The following is an 18384-nucleotide window of genomic DNA, read 5'->3' as shown; positions in this document are numbered from 1 at the left end:
CTCACGCCGGGGTGCGAGCGGGGGCGTGAGCAGAAGGGAAGACGCCACCGCGCGCTCCGGTGGGATTTACCGGTTGGAGGCATGTACTTTCTCGATCGTGCCCGCCTCCAAGAAGACCGCCAGGCGCCCCCTGCTGGTCACCTCAGCCACCCTGCTGTCCCTCTCCCTGACATCGCTGTCGACACTGACGGCCGCGCCGGCCTTCGCGGCGAAGCCGTCACCGAGTCCGAGCGCCTCATCGTCCGCCAGTCCGAGCGCCTCGCCGTCCGCGACTCCCCCGGCGACCATGTCGACCGTCGGCGGCGAGTTGCTGGGCAAGCCGGGTACCCAGGCCAGTCTCGGCGGCGACGCGCCCGTCCTGCCCAAGGACATCAGCGCCCGCTCCTGGATCGTCGCCGACGCCGAGTCGGGTGAGGTGCTGGCCTCGCACAACGCGCACTGGCGGCTGGCCCCGGCGAGCACGCTGAAGATGCTGTTCGCGGACACGCTGCTGCCGAAGTTCAACAAGGACGACGAGCACAAGGTCGCCCCCGCCGACCTGGCGGGCGTCGGCGCGGGCTCCAGCATGGTCGGCATAAAGGAGGACGAGACGTACTCCGTCCACGACCTGTGGCTCGGTGTCTTCCTTCGCTCCGGCAACGACGCGGTGCACGTCCTGTCGGCCATGAACGGCGGTGTGAAGCAGACCGTCGCGGACATGAACGAGCACGCCGAGGAGCTCCAGGCGCTCGACACGCACGCGGTCAGCCCCGACGGCTACGACGCCAAGGGGCAGGTGTCGTCCGCCTACGACCTGACGCTGATCGCCAGGTCGGGGCTGCAGAAGAAGGACTTCCGGGAGTACTGCTCCACCGTGCGGGCGAAGTTCCCGGGCGAGACCAAGAAGGGCAAGAAAGGCAAGAAGAGCCGTTCGTCCTTCGAGATCCAGAACACCAACCGGCTGCTCACCGGGGACAGCGGCCTCGACTCGTACCAGGGCATCGCGGGTGTGAAGAACGGCAACACCACGAACGCGGGCGCCACGTTCACCGGGGTCGCCGAGCGGGACGGCCGGGTCCTCCTCGTCACCGTCATGCACCCGGAGAAGGACGAGCACAACCAGGTCTACAAGGAGACCGCGAGCCTCTTCGACTGGGGGTTCAAGGCGGCGGGCAAGGTGACCCCGGTGGGCGAGCTGGTGCCGCCCAAGGGTGCGGACACCTCCGGTGACGATGCCGCCGAGCCGAGTGCGCAGGCGGGGGCCACGGCGTCGGCGTCCGCCCCGGGTGGGGCGGGTGGCAAGTCCGTCGCCGCGAGTGCCTCCGGCGGGGCGAGCGGGATCGGGGTCGCGCTGGGGATCACGGGGGGTGTGCTGGTGTTGCTGGCCGGTGGGGTGTTCCTGGTCAACCGGAAGTGGCCGCTGCGGCTGCGGAAGTAGGGCGGCGGGGAGCGTCCGCGTGGGTCGTGGCGGATGCGGACCGCGGGTTCGTCGTGGCTGATCGCGCGGTTCCCCGCGCCCCTCACGGGGCGCCGTCCTCGGCCGGAGGGTCAGCATCCTCCGTATCCCCGCTCTCCTTGCTGCCCTCCGCCGTCCATGCCGCGCAGTACAGCAGGAGCTTGGTGGTGAAGTTGATCCAGAGGAGCAGGGCGATGGGGACGCCGAAGGCCCCGTACATGCTCTTGGAGGCGATGCCCTGCATGTAGCCGCTGAGGAGGAGCTTGAGGAGTTCGAAGCCCACGGCTCCTATGAGGGCGGCGACGACCAGGCGGCGGCGGGGCGGCTGGACGCCGGGGAGCAGGGTGAGCACATAGAGGAGGAGCAGGAAGTCGGCCAGGACGGCGACGGCGAACGCGGCGACGCGCAGGAGGACGCCGCCCCAGCCGTCGCGGTCGATGCCCAGTTGGTCGGAGATCCAGCCGACGGCCGAGGAGGCGACGGTGGAGGCGGCCAGGGAGATGAGCACCGCGCCGCCGAAGCCGAAGAGGACGCCCGTGTCCTTGACCTTGGCGAGGACGGGGTTCTCCTCGGGGTCCGGTTTCTCCCAGACGGCGCGCAGACAGCCGCGCATCTCGCCGACCCAGCCGATGCCGGTGAGGAGCAGCAGCGCGCCGGCGATGATCCCGACCGTGCCGGCGTTGTCGACGAGGCCGCCGATGTCGAGCTGGTCGGAGATGCCGGGCACCTGCTCGGCGATCCGGTCCTCCAGGTCCTGCTGCCTGTCCTCGCCGAGCGTCGCCGCGGCGACGGCGGCGGCCACGGTCAGCAGCGGGAAAAGTGCCAGGAAACTGATGAACGTCATCGCCGCGGCCAGGCGGGTCCACTTCACCCGCTCCAGCCGCTCGTACGACCGCCACGCGTGCGTGGTCATCAGACGCTCCACCAGAGGGCCCACCCCGGGAAGCTTTTTCAGCCAGTCCATGATCCGAACTCTGCCCCACTCGCCGCCGACCGATACCGGGTACCCCCACACCGGCCCGCGGATCCGCCCCCGGCCGTCACCTCGCTCGACGCCGGGGCCACCGCGTCACCAGTCGGCCACCGCCAGCCCGTACATCGTCAGCCACATGACCCCGATGAGGGTGAGGGCGCGGTCGCGCAGGATGACGTCCTCGGGCTCGCCCGCCGTGCCCCGGTCGGCGAAGACGGCGTAGCGCAGGACGGCCAGGACGAAGGCCACCATGGAGAGTTGGCGCCACGGCAGGATGCCCGTGGTCGGTACGCCGCCTTCCTCCAGGGCCCAGAGGCAGTAGGCGAGTACGGCGACGCCGGCGGCCAACTGCCAGACGAAGCGGAGGTATCCGGCGGTGTACTCGGTGAGCAGCGCCCGGGTCGCGCCGGCCCGGTCGGCCAGTTGCACGGCCTCCGAGTACCGCTTGGCCGCGACCATGAACAGCGCGCCGAACCCGGTGGTGATCAGGAACCAGCGCGAGAGCGGGATGCCCAGCGCGAGCCCGCCGATCATCGCCCGCATCAGGAACCCGGTGGTGACGACCGCGAGATCGACGACCAGTACGTGCTTGAGGCTGACGCAGTAGGCGAGTTGGAGTCCGAGGTACGCGGTCAGCAGCGCGGAGGTGTACGGCGGGCAGAGCCACGCGGCGGCCAGGGTCGCGAGCACGGCCAGGGCGCCGCCGACGCCGTACGCGACCGGCACGGGCACCTGCCCGGCGGCGACCGGGCGGTGGCGCTTGACCGGGTGCGCCCGGTCCGCCTCGGCGTCCCGGGCGTCGTTGACGAGGTACACGGCGGCGGCGCAGGCCGTGAAGAGGACGAAGACGAGGGGAAGTTGGGTGAGCGCGCGGCGAGTGAAGAGCTCACCGGCGGCCGCGGGCGCGGCGAGGACGAGGGTGTTCTTGATCCATTGGCGGGGGCGGGCCGTCCGGAGGAGGCCACGGGCGAGGCCGGCCCTCAGGGGCGCCCGCCCGGGGATCGTCCGGCGCTCCAGGACCACCGTGCGCTCAGCCATCGCCGCTCACCACCCAGCGTGCGCCCAGCCGCGCCGTGAGCGCCCCGAGGGCCACGCCCGCCGCGACGTCCGACGGGTAGTGCACGCCGACGACCAGCCGGGAGAGACACATCGCGACGGCGAGCGGGGCGGCGGCGGGGAGCAGGAGAGGGGCGCCCAGGGCGCCGTGCGCCACGACGGCCACCGCCGCTGCCGCCGAACTCGCGTGCGAGCTGGGGAAGGAGTGCCGTCCGACCGTCCGGACCAGGGGATGGACATGCGCGGGGCGCGGCCGTCGTACGACTCTCTTGACGCCCATGCTGGCCAGGTGCGCCCCGGCGGTCAGCGCCGTGCCGCGCAGCCACACACGACGCCGCCGCCGGTCGACGGCGGCCCCCGCCAGCCCGGCCGCGAGCCACAGCAGTCCGTGCTCGCCCACCCGGGACAGTCCGCGCGCGGCGCCCGCGACGCGCGGGTCCGCGCCATGGACGTGAAGCGCCGAGAGAAGTCGCCGGTCCAGGCCGCGCACACCGCCGACGACGTCAACTTCATCCATGCGAGGCCACTCTTCTAGGTGACCGTCCCAGAATTGCGGCACTCTTGAACGACATCCCATTAATCACCCATTTCGGTGAGGCGGCAGAGCGGCCGGGCCGATGCGCCCGATTCCTTCGCATACGCGGCGATACGGTCGCGGGCATGCCAGCCGACGCCGCCGCAGTCTCCCCGGCCTCCGCACCCCCCGGCCCCGGCCCCGGCCCCGGCCCCGGCCGCACCGTCCCCGTCACCGGCTGGGGCCGCACCGCCCCGACCGCCGCCCGGCTGCTCCGCCCGCGGACGTACGACGAGACCGTGGCCGCCGTACGGGCGTGCGGGGCGCGTGGCGGGATCGCCCGGGGGCTGGGGCGGGCGTACGGGGACGCGGCGCAGAACGCGGGCGGGGCCGTCCTCGACATGACCGGCCTCGACCGCGTCCACGCCATCGACGCGGACGGCGGCACCGTCCTCTGCGACGCGGGCGTCTCGCTCCACCGGCTGATGGAGGTCCTGCTCCCGCTGGGCTGGTTCGTGCCGGTGACCCCCGGGACCCGTCAGGTGACCGTCGGCGGCGCCATCGCGGCCGACATCCACGGCAAGAACCACCACGTCTCCGGGTCGTTCGCCCGGCACGTCCTGTCCTTCGAACTGCTGACGGCGAACGGCGAGATCCGCACGGTCGTCCCCGGCACCCCGCTCTTCGACGCCACGGCCGGCGGTATGGGCCTGACCGGCGTCGTCCTCACCGCGACCGTCCGGCTCCTCCCCGTCGAGACGTCCTGGATGTCCGTCGACACCGAACGCGCCCGCGACCTCGACGACCTACTCGTCCGTCTCACGGCCACGGACCGCTACTACCGCTACTCCGTCGCCTGGATCGACCTGCTCGCCAGGGGCGCGTCGACGGGCCGCGCCGTGCTCACCCGCGGCGAGCACGCGCCCCTGGAAGCGCTGGAGTCACGGAAATCGGCCTCCACGCGCGTGCGTGGAGGCCGATTTCGGCGCGGGGACGCGCTGCGGAGAGACGCACTCACCAGTCCGCTGGAATTCCAGCCCCAGCGTCTCCCGGCCGCCCCCGCGTTCGTCCCCGAGGGCCTCCTCGGCCGTACGGCCGTGGGGCTCTTCAACGAGCTCTGGTACCGCCGGGCACCCCGGGCCCGCACCGGCGAACTCCAGCGGATCTCCACCTTCTTCCACCCGCTCGACGGGGTCCCGCACTGGAACCGGATCTACGGCCGGTCCGGCTTCGTCCAGTACCAGTTCGTCGTCGGGTACGGCCAGGAAGAGGCCCTGCGCCGGATCGTGGACCGGATCTCGGCACGCCGCTGCCCCTCCTTCCTCGCCGTCCTGAAGCGGTTCGGCGAGGGCGACCCCGGCTGGCTGTCGTTCCCGATGCCCGGCTGGACGCTCGCCCTGGACATCCCGGCGAGCCTGCCCGGTCTCGGCGCCTTCCTCGACACGCTCGACGAGGAGGTCGCGGCCGCCGCCGGCCGCGTCTACCTGGCGAAGGACGCCCGTCTGCGCCCCGAACTGCTGGCCGCGATGTACCCCCGCCTGCCCGAGTTCCGCGCACTGCGCGGGGAGCTGGACCCGGGCGGCGTCTTCGTGTCGGACCTGGCCCGCCGCCTGAGCCTGTGAGCGCCAGGGAAATCTCCGTCCCCCACCACACCCAGGAGCTGTCATGAAGGACGCCTTCGGCACCCCCCAGTCCCTGCTGATCCTCGGCGGTACGTCGGACATCGCGCTCGCCACGGCACGCCGTCTGATCGCCCGCCGCACCCGCACGGTGTGGCTGGCGGGGCGCCCCTCACCGGATCTGGAGAACGCCGCCATCCACCTGCGCGGACTCGGCGCGGAGACCCACACCATCAGCTTCGACGCGCTCGACTCGGGGTCCCACGAGGCGATCCTCGGCAAGGTCTTCGCCGAGGGCGACATCGACCTGGTCCTCCTCGCCTTCGGCGTACTCGGCGACCAGGCGAACGACGAACGCGACCCGGTGGCCGCCGCGCGCGTCGCCCAGACCAACTACACCGGAGCCGTCTCGTCCGCCCTGGTCTGCGCGCGGGCCCTCCAGTCGCAGGGCCACGGCTCCCTCGTCGTCCTGTCCTCCGTCGCCGCCGAGCGCGCCCGCCGCTCCAACTTCATCTACGGCTCCAGCAAGGCCGGCCTCGACACCTTCACCCAGGGCCTCGGCGACGCCCTCCACGGCACCGGCGCCCACGTCATGCTCGTACGCCCCGGTTTCGTGCGGACCAGCATGACGGCGGGCCGTCCGGAGACCCCCCTCGCGACGACCCCGGAGGCGGTCGCCGCCGCCATCGAGCTGGGGTTGCGGCGACGCTCCGAGACGGTGTGGGTCCCGGGTTCGCTGCGCCTGGTGATGGCAGCCCTGAGGCACGTCCCGAGGTCGGTCTTCCGCCGCCTGCCGCTGTAGGAGGACGGGGCGCGCCCCGCAAGGGGTGAGGGGAACCGCGCGAGCGACTCCCCCTCACCCGCACCCGCCGACCAGCCCGAACCCCCGAGCTGTCAGGCGCCCGCCCCACCCAGCGGCAGCGTCGCCGTGTCCCCCACCGGCGCCCCCGCCTGCGGCGGGACGACCGACCCGCCGAAGGCGAACTCGCGCAGCTTGCGCCAGACCCCGTCGGGACCCTGCTCGTAGAGCGCGAACCCGGTGCAGGGCCACTGGGCCTCGTACGTGGCGAGCTCCTCGAACGCCCGGTCCATCGCCTCCTCGGCGATGCCGTGCGCCACGGTGACATGCGGGTGGTACGGGAAGTTCAACTCGCGCGCCACCGGCCCCGAGGCGTCCCGGACCTGCTTCTGCAGCCAGGTGCAGGCCTCGGCCCCCTCGACGACCCGCACGAACACGACGGGCGACAGCGGGCGGAAGGTCCCCGTGCCGGACAGCCGCATCGGGAAGGGGCGCCCGGCCGCCGCGACCTCGGTGAGGTGCGTCTCGATCGCCGGCAGCTCCGCGTCCTCGACCACGGTCGGCGGCAGCAGCGTGACATGCGTGGGGATACCGTGAGCCGCGGCGTCGCCGAAGCCCGCGCGCAGCTCCTGGAGCTGGCTGCCGAGGGGCTCCGGGACCGCGATCGACACACCGATCGTTACGGTCCCCACGTCGTCTCCTGTCGTCGTGTCATGCGAGTTGTCATATGTCTTTGTTGGCCGCGGTTGATCGCGGTCGGTCGCCGTCGGTCGCGATCCATCGCACCGGCTATCGACTGTACGGCCACCGCGGTGTTCCGGGCAGGCGCAGCGGGAGTGATGTGCGGCGCTGTCGGTGGCGCGACCGGTGGTGCGATCGGCGCTCGGGGGCAGAGGTGGTGCGTCTCAGTGCTTGGCGGGCAGGAAACCCACCGCGTCGTACGCCTGGGAGAGCGTCTCCGCGGCGACGGCGCGCGCCTTCTCGGCCCCCTTGGCCAGAATCGAGTCGAGCGTCTCCGGGTCGTCCAGATACTGCTGGGTGCGCTCCCGGAACGGCGTCACGAACTCGACCATGGCCTCGGCGAGGTCCGTCTTGAGCGCACCGTAGCCCTTGCCGACGTACCTCTGCTCCAGTTCCGCGATGCCCGTCCCCGTCAGGGTCGAGTAGATGCTCAGCAGGTTGCTGACGCCCGGCTTCTCCGCGGTGTCGAAGCGGATCACCGTGTCGGTGTCGGTGACCGCGCTCTTGACCTTCTTGGCGGTGACCTTCGGATCGTCGAGCAGGTTGATCAGCCCCTTCGGGGTCGACGCCGACTTGCTCATCTTGATCGCGGGGTCCTGAAGGTCGTAGATCTTCGCCGTCTCCTTCAGGATGTACGGCTTCGGGATCGTGAAGGTCTCGCCGAAACGGCCGTTGAAGCGCTCGGCGAGGTCACGGGTGAGCTCGATGTGCTGGCGCTGGTCCTCGCCGACCGGCACCTCGTTCGCCTGGTACAGCAGGATGTCCGCGACCTGGAGGATCGGGTACGTGAAGAGGCCGACGCTCGCACGGTCGGCGCCCTGCTTGGCGGACTTGTCCTTGAACTGCGTCATACGGGAGGCCTCGCCGAAGCCGGTGAGGCAGTTCATGACCCAGCCGAGCTGCGCGTGCTCGGGGACATGGCTCTGGACGAAGAGCGTGCAGCGCTCCGGGTCGAGACCGGCGGCGAGCAGCTGCGCGACGGCGAGCCGGGTGTTGGCGCGCAGGTCGGCGGGGTCCTGCGCCACGGTGATCGCGTGCAGGTCGACGACCATGTAGAACGCGTCGTGGGACTCCTGCAGGGCCACCCACTGGCGGACGGCGCCGAGGTAGTTGCCGAGGTGGAACGAGCCGGCGGTGGGCTGGATGCCGGACAGCACGCGGGGTCGGTCAGAGGCCATGCTCACCATTCTCTCAGGTGTCCGGCCCCGTTCCGGAACCGACCGGAAACAGATGTGACACGGGTGGGAACCGATCGGGCTCGGGCGGTGTACCCATTTTGTGAGAACGCGGGAGGGGGGCCGCATCGTCGATGAGGCCGCGGTGATCGCACGCGTACGCGCCGGTGAGCCGGAGGCGTATGCGGAGCTGGTGCGCGCCCACACGGGCATCGCGCTGCGGGCGGCCCGGGCGCTCGGCGCCGGTGCGGACGCGGAGGACGTGGTGCAGCAGGCCTTCTTCAAGGCGTACTGCTCACTGGGCCGCTTCCGGGACGGCGCCGTGTTCCGGCCGTGGCTTCTGTCGATCGTGGCCAATGAGACGAGGAACACAGTGCGGACAGCCGGGCGCCAGCGCTCTCTGGCCGACCGCGAGGCGGCCCTGGCCGAGGCCGAGCCGCTGATACCGCCCTCGGCCGACCCGGCGGTCGCCGCGCTGGAGATAGAGCGCCGTGTCGCGCTCCTGGGCGCCCTGGAGAAGCTGAGCGAGGAACACCGGCTGGTCGTCACCTACCGCTACCTGCTGGAGATGGACGAGCCCGAGACGGCGGCCGCCTTGGGCTGGCCCCGGGGCACGGTGAAGTCCCGCCTGAGCCGAGCACTGCGCAAGCTGGGCCGCCTGCTGCCCGAGTTCGAGCCCGGGGAGGCGCTGGCGAAGGGGAGCGGAGGTGATGGGGGGTGAGTGAGCCGGACAGGGGCGAGGACCGGGAACGGGACCAGGACGGCGGGATCACCGAGAGTGAGGGCCGTGGCGTCCGGTTGCCCGAGGAGTTGCGGGCGCTCGGGCGGGCACTGGACCGGCCGGGTGCCGACGGGGACGAGACCGACGAGACCGACGAGACCATGGTCGAGCGGGTTCTGCGGCAGATACTCGCCGAGGGGGTGCCGACCCCGGTGGCCGAGCCGCCGGGGGCAGGTGAGCGGCTGCGGGCGGTGCGCCGGTGGGCCCGGCTCCGTCGGCGCGCGCTGACCGCCGCGCTGTGCGGGCTGCTCACGGTCCTCGTCCTCACCCCTCCGGTGCGGGCGGCGGTCGCCGACTGGTTCCACTTCGGCGGGGTCGAGGTGCGGTACGACCCGTCGGCGACGCCTTCGCCCGGGGCGCGGGTGCCGGGCTGCCCGGACCCGGTCCCGCTCGCCGAGGCCGAGCGGCGGGCGGGGTTCGCCCCGCTCGTGCCGGGCGCGCTGGGCACCCCGGACGCCGTGTCCGTGACCCGTGCGCCGAAGGACCGCTTCGTGATCACCCTCTGCTGGGACGAGCGGGGAGACACCGTCCGGCTCGACGAGTACGCGGCCCGGCTGGCACCCGAGTACGGCAAGACCGTGGCGGGCGAGCAGGTCGTCGAGTGGGTCCGGCTGAGCGGGGGTGCGTACGACGCGCTGTGGTTCCCCGAGCCACACCTCCTGCGTTTCTGGATGACCTCCGGGGACGGCTCCCGCTTCACCCGCTCCGAGCGCACGGCGGGGCCCACCCTGCTGTGGGTCCACGACGACGAGTTCACGCTGCGGCTGGAGGGCGTGGGGTCGAAGACGCGGGCGCGGGAGATCGCGGAGTCGTTGGACTAGCTTGACTCTGTCGGGGATCTTGGAGTTTCCCGGTGCGGCAGCAAGATCGACGGGCATGCTCGGGTAGTTCCGCCGACCGATACAGCTGTCGAGGTGCTCGTTGTCTCTTCGTCCCCGTTCCGGTGAGCAGGTCCCGTCTCTGACTGCGCAGGTTGCGCGGGCGAGCAACCCGGACGGCACGACGGCGATATGGGTACGTGACCGCCTCGATGGGCTGTGGTGCGACGAGGACTTCGCCGACTGGTACCCGCGGAATGGGCGTCCGGGGCTCTCGCCTGCTCAACTGGCCACCGTCTGTGTGCTGCAGTTCCTGCTCGGCCTGTCGGACCGGCAGGCCGCCGAGTCGGTCCGCTGCCGCATTGACTTCAAGTACGCCATGGCCATGGAGCTGGACGATCCCGGCTTCCACCACAGTGTGCTGGCCGACTTCCGAGACCGTCTCGCCGAAGACGACCGCGCCGACCGCCTCCTCGACCTCGCACTGGCCCGCCTCAAGGAGGCCGGCCTGGTGCGCGGGCGCACCACGCAGCGCACCGACTCCACCCACGTCCTGGCCGCGGTGCGCGACCTGACCCGCCTGGAGATGGTCACCGAGGCGGTCCGCGCCGCACTCGAAGAAGTCGCCGGCACATCCCCGCACCTGCTGGACGAGCTGGTCGATGAGGACTGGGGGCTCCGCTACGGCCGGCCGGTCCGCCTGGGCAGGAACCCCACCAAGCCCAAGACCAGGATTCTTGCCACCGGAAACGACGCCGTCCGACTCCTGGAACACCTCTACCAGCACGGAGCAGACCGCACATCCGGTCCTCGTATCCAGGCCCTGCGCCAGATCATGGTGCAGAACTACCACCGTGACGCCGCAGGACATCTGCGCTGGCGCACCGCCGAGAAGGAAGGCGGGCCCGGGCTGCCGCCCTCGTCCCGGGCGGTCGTCTCTCCCTACGACACCTCGGCCCGCTACGCACGGCACGGACACATCATCAGCTGGAAGGGGTTCACCGCCCACCTTACCGAGACCTGCGCTCCCGACGGCCCCAACGTGATCACCGACGTGGCCACCACCGCGGCCACCACCCACGACAGCCAGGTCCTGCCCGGCATCCACACCCGCCTCTCCCGCCGCGGACTGCTGCCCGCCGAGCACCTGGTCGACGCCGGCTACACCTCCCTGCCCCACCTGGAACAGGCCACCCGCGAACACCAGGTCACCGTCTCCGGGCCGCTGAAGAGCAACCCCACCCGCCAACACCGCCGAAATGAGGGCTTCGCCCGGGACGACTTCCGCATCGACTACGACCATCAGCAAGTCACATGCCCGCAGGGGCAGGTCAGTGCGGGCTGGCACGGCCCCTACCCGACCTCCTCGCCCACCGCGGCCCCGCTGATCGTGGCCAGGTTCACCAAGAGCCAGTGCCGCCCCTGCCCGGCCCGCATCCAGTGCACCACCACCGCCGACAGCGCCCGCACCGTGGGATTTCCTCCACGAGAGCTCCGTGACCTGCAACTCCGTGTCCGCGCCGAGCAGCAGACGCCCGAGTGGAAGACGCGTTACGCGGTCCGCTCCGGAGTGGAGGGCACGGTCAACGAGTTCGCCCACGGCCACGGCATGCGGCGCTGCCGCTACCGAGGGCAGGGAAAGGCCCACATCCAGCACGTCCTGACGGCCATCGCCGTCAACATCGAGCGCCTCAGCGGATTGCCACCGGCCGAGGAAGCCCCCATACCCCGCCGACCGACTGCCTTCCAGAGCTACCTCGACCAGCGCGAGTTACCTCGGCTGAAATCCTGGCGAACCCTGGGCAGTTGACCTCGCCAACCCCAAGATCCCCGACAGAGTCAAGCTAGGGCGTGTTTCGGAAGTCCCTTCGTCGCCCGAAGGGCGGCTCTGCGGCGTCCGGTGCGTGCTCTCGGCGCGCCGGACGAAAGGCCTCGTACTGGACGTACTTGGCCTTTCGTCCGGTGCGGCGGTGGGGGTCCCTCCCGCTCGAGCGGAGCCGAGAGTGGGGGAGCGTGCCGAACGTCGCAGAGCAGAAGGGACTTCCGAAACACGCCCTAGATCGGTCGCGTCGAGGTGGGAACCCCGGCGGTTCGAGCGGTGTACCAGGAATGACACCGCGAGTGCGGACGGACCGCACCGGGATCGATCGGGGGTGTCGGATGCGTGGACTGCGACAACTGGCGGCGGCGATGGGCGCGTTGGTGACCACTTCGGCCCTGCTCCTGCTGGGGGCGCCGCCCTCGGCGGCGGGCGGCCCGACCAGCGCGCTGCTGGTCTCCCCCACCAGTCAGCGGACGGCGTCGTTGTACGGCACACAGAAGGAGTACGACCTCCTGGAGAGGCTCCTCGCCCGTGCGGGATCCGAGCTCGACGGGAGCCGGGAGGAGGCTCCGGAGTGGGCCGCGGGGGACACATGGGGTGAGCAGGTCACCGACATGGTCACCGTGACCTGGATGCTCCATGACGTGACCCCCTGGCGGGTGGACCGGCTGTACACGGTCTCGCCCGACACGAAGGACGTCTGGATCAACACGAGCCTGGACGTCGAAGAGGACACCGGCGACGCGGGCAACAGCGCCTGGCACAAGGCGAAGCAGTCTGCGGAGCTGCGCGACCTGCTCACCGGGCTCGGCGTCCTGGGCAAGGCCTCCGACAGCCCGGCGCGGGGCGAAGCGCCCTCGACCGACTCGCTCTCGGAGGCCGGGGCCGGCGTCGGCGAGACGGCCACCGACACCCGGGCCGCGGCTGACGCACCCGGCCTGAACGACCGGGCGCGCTGGGCGATACCCGCTCTGGCCCTGGGCCTGCTCCTCGGCTCCGCAGGCGCCACGCTCGTCCTGCGCCGCGCGGCGGCCCGGCACGGGTCCGGACCGCCGAGGGAGCCCCGTCAGGAGTTGCTGGACGCCTGACCGGCGGCGGTGAGGGGGGTCAGCCGAGGTCGATCTCCGGGTACAGCGGGAACCCGGCGACGAGGTCGGTGGCGCGGCGGGAGATCTCGTCGGCGACCTTCGCGTCGAGGACGTGCTGCGCCTTGGAGGGGGCGCCCGACTTGGTGGTGCCGGGCTCGGTGGTGGTGAGGACGCGGTCGATGAGGGCGGCGACCTCGTCCATCTCGGCGGTGCCCAGACCGCGCGTGGTCAGCGCGGGCGTACCGATACGGATACCGGAGGTGTACCAGGCGCCGTTCGGGTCGGCCGGGATGGCGTTGCGGTTGGTGACGATCCCGGAGTCGAGCAGCGCGGCCTCGGCCTGGCGGCCGGTGAGACCGTAGGAGGTGGCGACGTCGATCAGGTTGAGGTGGTTGTCGGTGCCGCCGGTGACCAGGGTGGCACCACGGCGCATCAGGCCCTCGGCGAGTGCGCGGGAGTTGTCGACGATGCGCTGGGCGTAGTCCTGGAAGGCGGGCTGCCGGGCCTCGGCGAGGGCGACGGCCTTGGCGGCCATGACGTGCGGGAGGGGGCCGCCGAGGACCATCGGGCAGCCGCGGTCGACCTGGTCCTTGAGGGAGTCGTCGCACAGGACCATGCCGCCGCGCGGGCCGCGCAGCGACTTGTGGGTGGTCGTGGTGACGATCTGGGCGTGCGGTACCGGGTCGAAGTCGCCGGTGAGGACCTTGCCGGCGACGAGGCCCGCGAAGTGCGCCATGTCCACCATGAGCGTGGCCCCGACCTCGTCGGCGATCTCGCGCATGATCCGGAAGTTCACGAGACGGGGGTAGGCGGAGTAGCCGGCGACGATGATCAGCGGCTTGAAGTCACGGGCGGAGGTGCGCAGGGCCTCGTAGTCGATGAGGCCGGTGGTCGGGTCGGTGCCGTAGGAGCGCTGGTCGAACATCTTGCCGGAGATGTTCGGACGGAAGCCGTGGGTGAGGTGGCCGCCGGCGTCCAGGGACATGCCGAGCATGCGCTGGTTGCCGAAGGCCTGGCGGAGCTCGGCCCAGTCGGCCTCGGAGAGGTCGTTGACCTGGCGGGCGCCGGCCTTCTCCAGGAAGGGGACCTCGACGCGCTGGGCGAGGACCGACCAGAAGGCGACGAGGTTGGCGTCGATACCGGAGTGCGGCTGGACGTAGGCGTGGCGGGCTCCGAAGAGCTCCTTGGCGTGCTCGGCGGCAAGGGACTCGACGGTGTCGACGTTGCGGCAGCCGGCGTAGAAGCGGCGGCCGATGGTGCCCTCGGCGTACTTGTCGCTGAACCAGTTGCCCATCGCCAGCAGGGTGGCCGGGGAGGCGTAGTTCTCGGAGGCGATCAGCTTGAGCATCTCGCGCTGGTCGGCGACCTCCTGGCCGATGGCGTCGGCCACGCGCGGCTCGACGGCGCGGATCACATCGAGAGCGGCTCGGAAGGCGGTGGACTCGTTGGAGAGGGGCGCGGCTGACATGGGGACCTCCGGACGTTGCGTTCAGCGTTCACGGTACGGCCCAGGCGCACGGCACTCATCTTCCCCGGGCCGCTCCCCGATGGTCCATCCCATCCCAGCGCGCCAGTCACGGCCCACCGGCCACCCTATCGGGCGCCGTGGACGCCCGGGCCCTGGCGTCCACCATACGAACGACGGGAGGCGGCGGCGGGGGCCGCGGGGGTCAGAGGATCACATGGGGGAGGAAGCGGGCGTGCTCGTCCGTGACCGGGCCCGAGGACTCGCGGATGCCGAGGCCCGCCGATTCGTTCTCGACGACCCAGGCGCCGAGGACGACGTGATTGCCGTCGAAGGTCGGCAGGGGGGCCAACTGCTGGTAGCAGCAGGGGTCTTCGCGGAGGGCGGGGGTGCCGCCCGGTTCGTGGAGGGTGACGCCGGCGCCCTCGCGGCCGAGGAGGGGTTTGGCGACGTAGCCGGCGGTGGTGGCCAGTTCGCGGGGCCCGTCGAGATAGGCGGGGAGGAGGTTGGGGTGACCGGGGTACAGCTCCCAGAGGATCGCGAGGAGGGCCTTGTTGCTGAGGAGCATCTTCCAGGCGGGCTCGATCCACATCGTGCTCCCGGTGCCGCCGCCGTTGTCGAGGGTGGCGAGGACATGGGAGGCGAAGCGGTCGGTGGTGAGCCACTCCCACGGGTAGAGCTTGAAGATGCTGCGGATGAAGCGGAGCTTCTTGTCGACGAAGCGGTCGGAGAGGCGGTCCCAGCCGATGTCCTCCATGGAGATCCAGTCGGTGTCGAGGCCGGCCTGCTCGGCGGTCTCCTTCAGATAGGCGACCGTCATCAGGTCCTCGCCGAGCTCGTCGCCGGCGGAGTGCGCGAAGTAGAGGGGGCTGCCCGGCGGGAGCAGGTGGGACTGCTTCTTCCAGGCGTCGACGAGGCGTTCGTGGAGGGAGTTCCACTGGTCGGCGCCCGGGAAGCGTTCCTCCATCCAGAACCACTGGGGGCTGGCCGCCTCGACGAGCGAGGTCGGCGTGTCGGCGTTGTACTCCAGCATTTTGGCGGGGCCGGTCCCGTCGTAACGGAGGTCGAAGCGGCCGTAGACGGACGGCAGTTCGGCCCGCCGGTGCCACGCCTCGGCGACGAGGCCGACGAGACGCGGGTCGGTGATGCCGAGGTCGGCGAAGCGGTCCTCGGACACGATGTGCTCGGCCGCCGCCAGGCACATGCCGTGCAGCTCCTCGACGACCTCCTCCAGCGCCTCGACCTCGGGGAGCGAGAAGACGTAGTACGCGCTCTCGTCCCAGTACGGGCGCAGGGAACCGTCCGGGTGGCGGGTCAGCGGGTAGATGAGCCCCTGGTCCTCGACGGTCTTCTGCCAGCCCGGCCGGGGTTCGATGGTGCGGCGTTCCATGGTTCTGCCTCGTCCGCCGGATCAGCCGCCGCCGGAGCCGGAGCCGTCGCCGTCGCCCGAGCAGCCGAAGCCGTCCCGGTCCACGGCCTCGCTGCGGCTGAAGGTGCCGTAGTCGGCCCGGCCGCCGCTGACGTCCGCGTCGTAGTACCAGGCGGCGTCGGCCGAGCCGGCCTGGCTCCGGTTGCCGCTGCTGTTGTTCTTGCGGTTCTTGCGGTAGGACGACGACGAACTGGAGCTGGAGTTGCAGTTCTTGTCGGCGATGATCTTGTAGCCGTTGGCGTAGTCGTAGCTGTCGCGGTCCACGCAGCGGCGGTCCGGATCGGAACCGCAGGAGGTCAGGGCCGCCGCGACGACGCCCATCCCACCGAGTACGACCGTGCTGGACCGCAGCCGCCTGCGCTGTTCTCCCATGTGTGCTCCCCCGTCGGGCTCATAGGCCCTGCCGTGCCGGGGCCGGTTCGCGATGCGGTTCGCGAAAGCGGCCGCCGTCTTATGCGCGCTTTATCGGCGCTCAGACTAGTGATCGACTCTTCGAAGGGGCCAATCGGGTGCCGAACCCGGATGGCGGGACTGCTGACGAACCTGACGAACCTGGCGGGCGGCTTGCGAAGGGCGTGGCGAACCCCCGGGCCGGAGAAGACGTGAGCCACCGACCCCGAGCCCGCCCACTCGCTCGCTCGCCTGTGCTCATCGACATCCCTCATTCCCTTGACTAAGGTCAAAGAAATATGGAGGCCAAACAGCAGTCCGAACCGGTGGCCGTGCCAGATGTGCGGAGCCTGCGGCGGTTCAACCGGTACTTCACTCGCCGTATCGGAGCCTTGGACGATCACTATCTCGGGCAGGACCGGCCCCTCGGGGAGGCGCGGCTGCTCTTCGAGATCGAGGAGTCAGGCCGAGGCGGGGAGGGGACTTCGCTGCGCGAACTGCGGGCGCGGCTCGGGCTGGACGCCGGGTATCTGAGCCGGATGGTCAAGGCTCTGGAAGCGCAGGGGCTGGTCCGGGTCGGGGTGCATGGCAGGGACAGCCGCGTGCGGGTCGCGGCGTTGACGCCGGCGGGGCGCTCCGAGGTCGCGGAGCAGAACCGGCGGGCCGACGCGCTGGCCGAGGGGCTGCTGCAGGGGCTGAGTCCGGCGCAGCGGGGCGAGTTGACCGAGGCGCTGGGGGCCGCGCGGCGGCTGCTGCGGCTCGCCGCGATCCGGGTCGAGGCCGTGGACGGCGGGTCGGACGACGCCCGCGCCTGCCTCGACGCCTACGCCGCCGACCTCCACGAGCGGTTTCCCGAGGGGTACGATCCGGCCACCCTCGTGCCGCCCCATGAGGTCTCGGGGGCCTCGGGCGCCTTCCTCGTCGCCTACGAGGAGGAACGGGCCGTCGGGTGCGGGGCGTTGCGGACGCTCGATCCCGGGGCCCGGGTCGGGGAGATCAAGCACGTGTGGGTGCATCCCGGGGCCCGACGGCTCGGGCTCGCCCGGCGGTTGCTCGGCGAGCTGGAGCGGGTGGCCGCCGGGCGCGGATTCGGCGTCGTACGGCTCGATACGCATGCCTCGTTGACGGAGGCGCAGGCGATGTACCGGGCGTGCGGGTACACGGAGATTCCCCGGTACAACGACGACGTGTACGGGGCGCACTTCTTCGAGAAGAGGCTCACGGCGCCACGGAGGCGGTGACACGGCCTTCGCACGCCCCGGTTCAGGGCCTGATCCCAGCGCGCGCCCGTCGTAACCCGCCCCGCGATCACCCCCGTACGCAGGTCGCCCCCGTCGGGCACAGGGAGGTGGCCACCATCGTGACCGGCTCGCGGAGCTCGTCCAGGGGGGTGGACTCGGGGGCGCTGAGGCGGACTCCGTAGATCTTGTCGTCGGCCGTGCGGAAGCGGTGGTCGATGACCCGGCGGGGGCCCGCATCGCCCTCGCCGTCGAAGCGGTAGACGATCTCGGAGTAGCTGTCGTCGTCGGTGGCGGAGCGTTCGACGACGCGGTAGCCGGGGAGGCGGGCGAAGCCGTAGTCCTCGTTCTCGGCCAGGTCCATGGACTCGGCGGGGGTGTCCTCGCTGACCAGGAAGAGCTGGAGGGTCCTGCTGCCGTCCGGGGAGTCGTACGTCACCACCGTCGGCTTGTCCTTCGGCGTCTTCGCGGTGCGGTCCCAGCCGGCGGGAACGACGACGGTGAAGCCGGCCGGGTCGTCGGAGCGTACGTAGCCGGGCGCGCCGCCCGGCTCCGGGTCCACGTCCGGGTCCGCATCCCCGCCGGAGCCGTCCGCGTCCGTGCCCGACTGCTTCGGCGTGGCCGGGGCGGTGTTCCCGTCGTCCCCCGGGCCCGCCGCCGAGACGGAGGGCGGGGGTGTCGACGGGGAGCCGTTGGTGGAGGTCGCATGGGCCGTTCCGCCGTCCCGGGACAGGGCCCACACCCCGAAGCCGGCGCCGCCGCCGAGTAAGGCCGCGAGGACGATGACGGCGGTCGTGCGCGGCCAGGGGCTGCCCCGTCCGGGAGGGTCGTCCACCCAGCGTCCCTGGTGCGGGTCCCAGCGCGTCATCATGTCCCCCTTGCCGCCGTCGGCGTGCACACGACGTCGTGCACCGACGATAGCGGCGCATACGCCGAACAGGCCCCGTCCTGGTCGAAACCGGGACAGGGCCTGCGCGGGCAAGCTAAAGGGACGTCATCAGGACGTCGACCGTGCGGACGTCGGCGGTGCGGACGTCGGCC

At 71.6% G+C, this 18384-nt stretch carries 17 protein-coding genes; 8 read left to right on the top strand and 9 right to left on the bottom strand.

What is annotated here, in order from left to right; genetic code table 11:
* Positions 1-97: 97 nt before the first annotated feature.
* Positions 98-1417 carry a D-alanyl-D-alanine carboxypeptidase gene (locus OG272_RS30885; RefSeq protein WP_326578368.1) on the top strand — a complete coding sequence of 440 codons (1320 nt, stop codon included), beginning with the start codon at positions 98-100 and terminating at the stop codon, positions 1415-1417.
* A gap of 82 nt (positions 1418-1499) precedes the next feature.
* Here OG272_RS30885 and OG272_RS30880 read toward each other — a convergent pair whose 3' ends face one another.
* The 3 genes from OG272_RS30880 to OG272_RS30870 all read right to left on the bottom strand — a co-directional run bounded on the left by OG272_RS30880 (position 1500) and on the right by OG272_RS30870 (position 3981).
* Positions 1500-2399: a YihY/virulence factor BrkB family protein gene (locus OG272_RS30880; RefSeq protein ID WP_327728096.1), complete on the bottom strand. Its 900-nt coding sequence runs from the start codon at positions 2397-2399 to the stop codon at positions 1500-1502.
* A gap of 105 nt (positions 2400-2504) precedes the next feature.
* Positions 2505-3446, bottom strand: a complete 942-nt coding sequence (locus tag OG272_RS30875) for a decaprenyl-phosphate phosphoribosyltransferase (RefSeq protein WP_327728097.1) — start codon at positions 3444-3446, stop codon at positions 2505-2507.
* Positions 3439-3981: a phosphatase PAP2 family protein gene (locus OG272_RS30870; protein WP_327728098.1), complete on the bottom strand. Its 543-nt coding sequence runs from the start codon at positions 3979-3981 to the stop codon at positions 3439-3441. The genes OG272_RS30875 and OG272_RS30870 overlap by 8 nt, the downstream gene beginning before the upstream one ends.
* A gap of 143 nt (positions 3982-4124) precedes the next feature.
* On the opposite strand from OG272_RS30870, the gene OG272_RS30865 reads away from it, so the two are divergent.
* Both OG272_RS30865 and OG272_RS30860 read left to right on the top strand, forming a co-directional pair.
* On the top strand, positions 4125-5600 hold the full coding sequence (locus tag OG272_RS30865; RefSeq protein WP_327728099.1) for an FAD-binding oxidoreductase: 1476 nt from the start codon (positions 4125-4127) through the stop codon (positions 5598-5600).
* Between the two features lie 43 nt (positions 5601-5643).
* On the top strand, positions 5644-6399 hold the full coding sequence (locus tag OG272_RS30860) for a decaprenylphospho-beta-D-erythro-pentofuranosid-2-ulose 2-reductase (protein ID WP_326578378.1): 756 nt from the start codon (positions 5644-5646) through the stop codon (positions 6397-6399).
* Positions 6400-6491: 92 nt separating this feature from the next.
* Here OG272_RS30860 and OG272_RS30855 read toward each other — a convergent pair whose 3' ends face one another.
* Together OG272_RS30855 and trpS are read right to left on the bottom strand one after the other, a co-directional pair.
* A complete protein-coding gene (locus OG272_RS30855; protein WP_327728100.1) occupies positions 6492-7088 on the bottom strand; it encodes a 2'-5' RNA ligase family protein in 597 nt (198 codons plus the stop codon).
* A gap of 213 nt (positions 7089-7301) precedes the next feature.
* The gene (trpS, locus tag OG272_RS30850; RefSeq protein ID WP_326578382.1) at positions 7302-8315 is read right to left on the bottom strand and encodes a tryptophan--tRNA ligase; all 1014 of its coding nucleotides are present in this window, start codon (positions 8313-8315) and stop codon (positions 7302-7304) included.
* Between the two features lie 100 nt (positions 8316-8415).
* On the opposite strand from trpS, the gene OG272_RS30845 reads away from it, so the two are divergent.
* The 4 genes from OG272_RS30845 (at position 8416) to OG272_RS30830 (ending at position 12821) form a co-directional block, all read left to right on the top strand.
* Positions 8416-9033: an RNA polymerase sigma factor gene (locus OG272_RS30845; protein WP_326578384.1), complete on the top strand. Its 618-nt coding sequence runs from the start codon at positions 8416-8418 to the stop codon at positions 9031-9033.
* Positions 9030-9914 carry a hypothetical protein gene (locus OG272_RS30840; protein ID WP_405895301.1) on the top strand — a complete coding sequence of 295 codons (885 nt, stop codon included), beginning with the start codon at positions 9030-9032 and terminating at the stop codon, positions 9912-9914. Before OG272_RS30845 ends, OG272_RS30840 begins: the two co-directional genes overlap by 4 nt.
* Positions 9915-10014: 100 nt before the next feature.
* On the top strand, positions 10015-11721 hold the full coding sequence (locus tag OG272_RS30835) for an IS1182 family transposase (protein WP_328222359.1): 1707 nt from the start codon (positions 10015-10017) through the stop codon (positions 11719-11721).
* Positions 11722-12071: 350 nt separating this feature from the next.
* Complete coding sequence (locus tag OG272_RS30830; RefSeq protein ID WP_327728104.1) at positions 12072-12821, top strand: hypothetical protein; 750 nt, start codon at positions 12072-12074, stop codon at positions 12819-12821.
* Positions 12822-12840: 19 nt separating this feature from the next.
* Here OG272_RS30830 and OG272_RS30825 read toward each other — a convergent pair whose 3' ends face one another.
* The 3 genes from OG272_RS30825 to OG272_RS30815 form a co-directional block, all read right to left on the bottom strand.
* The gene (locus tag OG272_RS30825; protein ID WP_328506251.1) at positions 12841-14289 is read right to left on the bottom strand and encodes a glycine hydroxymethyltransferase; all 1449 of its coding nucleotides are present in this window, start codon (positions 14287-14289) and stop codon (positions 12841-12843) included.
* A gap of 202 nt (positions 14290-14491) precedes the next feature.
* On the bottom strand, positions 14492-15676 hold the full coding sequence (locus OG272_RS30820; protein ID WP_405895300.1) for a glutathionylspermidine synthase family protein: 1185 nt from the start codon (positions 15674-15676) through the stop codon (positions 14492-14494).
* A gap of 21 nt (positions 15677-15697) precedes the next feature.
* Entirely contained in the window at positions 15698-16087 is a 390-nt protein-coding gene (locus tag OG272_RS30815) for a hypothetical protein (protein WP_327728107.1), read from the bottom strand.
* 317 nt (positions 16088-16404) lie between these two features.
* Here OG272_RS30815 and OG272_RS30810 point away from each other — a divergent pair, with 317 nt between their 5' ends.
* Positions 16405-17346 (top strand): GNAT family N-acetyltransferase, encoded by a 942-nt coding sequence (locus tag OG272_RS30810; protein WP_405895299.1) that lies wholly within the window; start codon positions 16405-16407, stop codon positions 17344-17346.
* A 67-nt stretch (positions 17347-17413) separates the two neighbouring features.
* Here OG272_RS30810 and OG272_RS30805 read toward each other — a convergent pair whose 3' ends face one another.
* Positions 17414-18214 carry a hypothetical protein gene (locus tag OG272_RS30805; protein WP_327728109.1) on the bottom strand — a complete coding sequence of 267 codons (801 nt, stop codon included), beginning with the start codon at positions 18212-18214 and terminating at the stop codon, positions 17414-17416.
* Between the last annotated feature and the right edge of the window lie 170 nt (positions 18215-18384).

Source organism: Streptomyces sp. NBC_00104, assembly GCF_045160825.1.
GTDB lineage: Bacteria > Actinomycetota > Actinomycetes > Streptomycetales > Streptomycetaceae > Streptomyces.
This window is presented reverse-complemented; position numbering and strand designations above follow the sequence as displayed.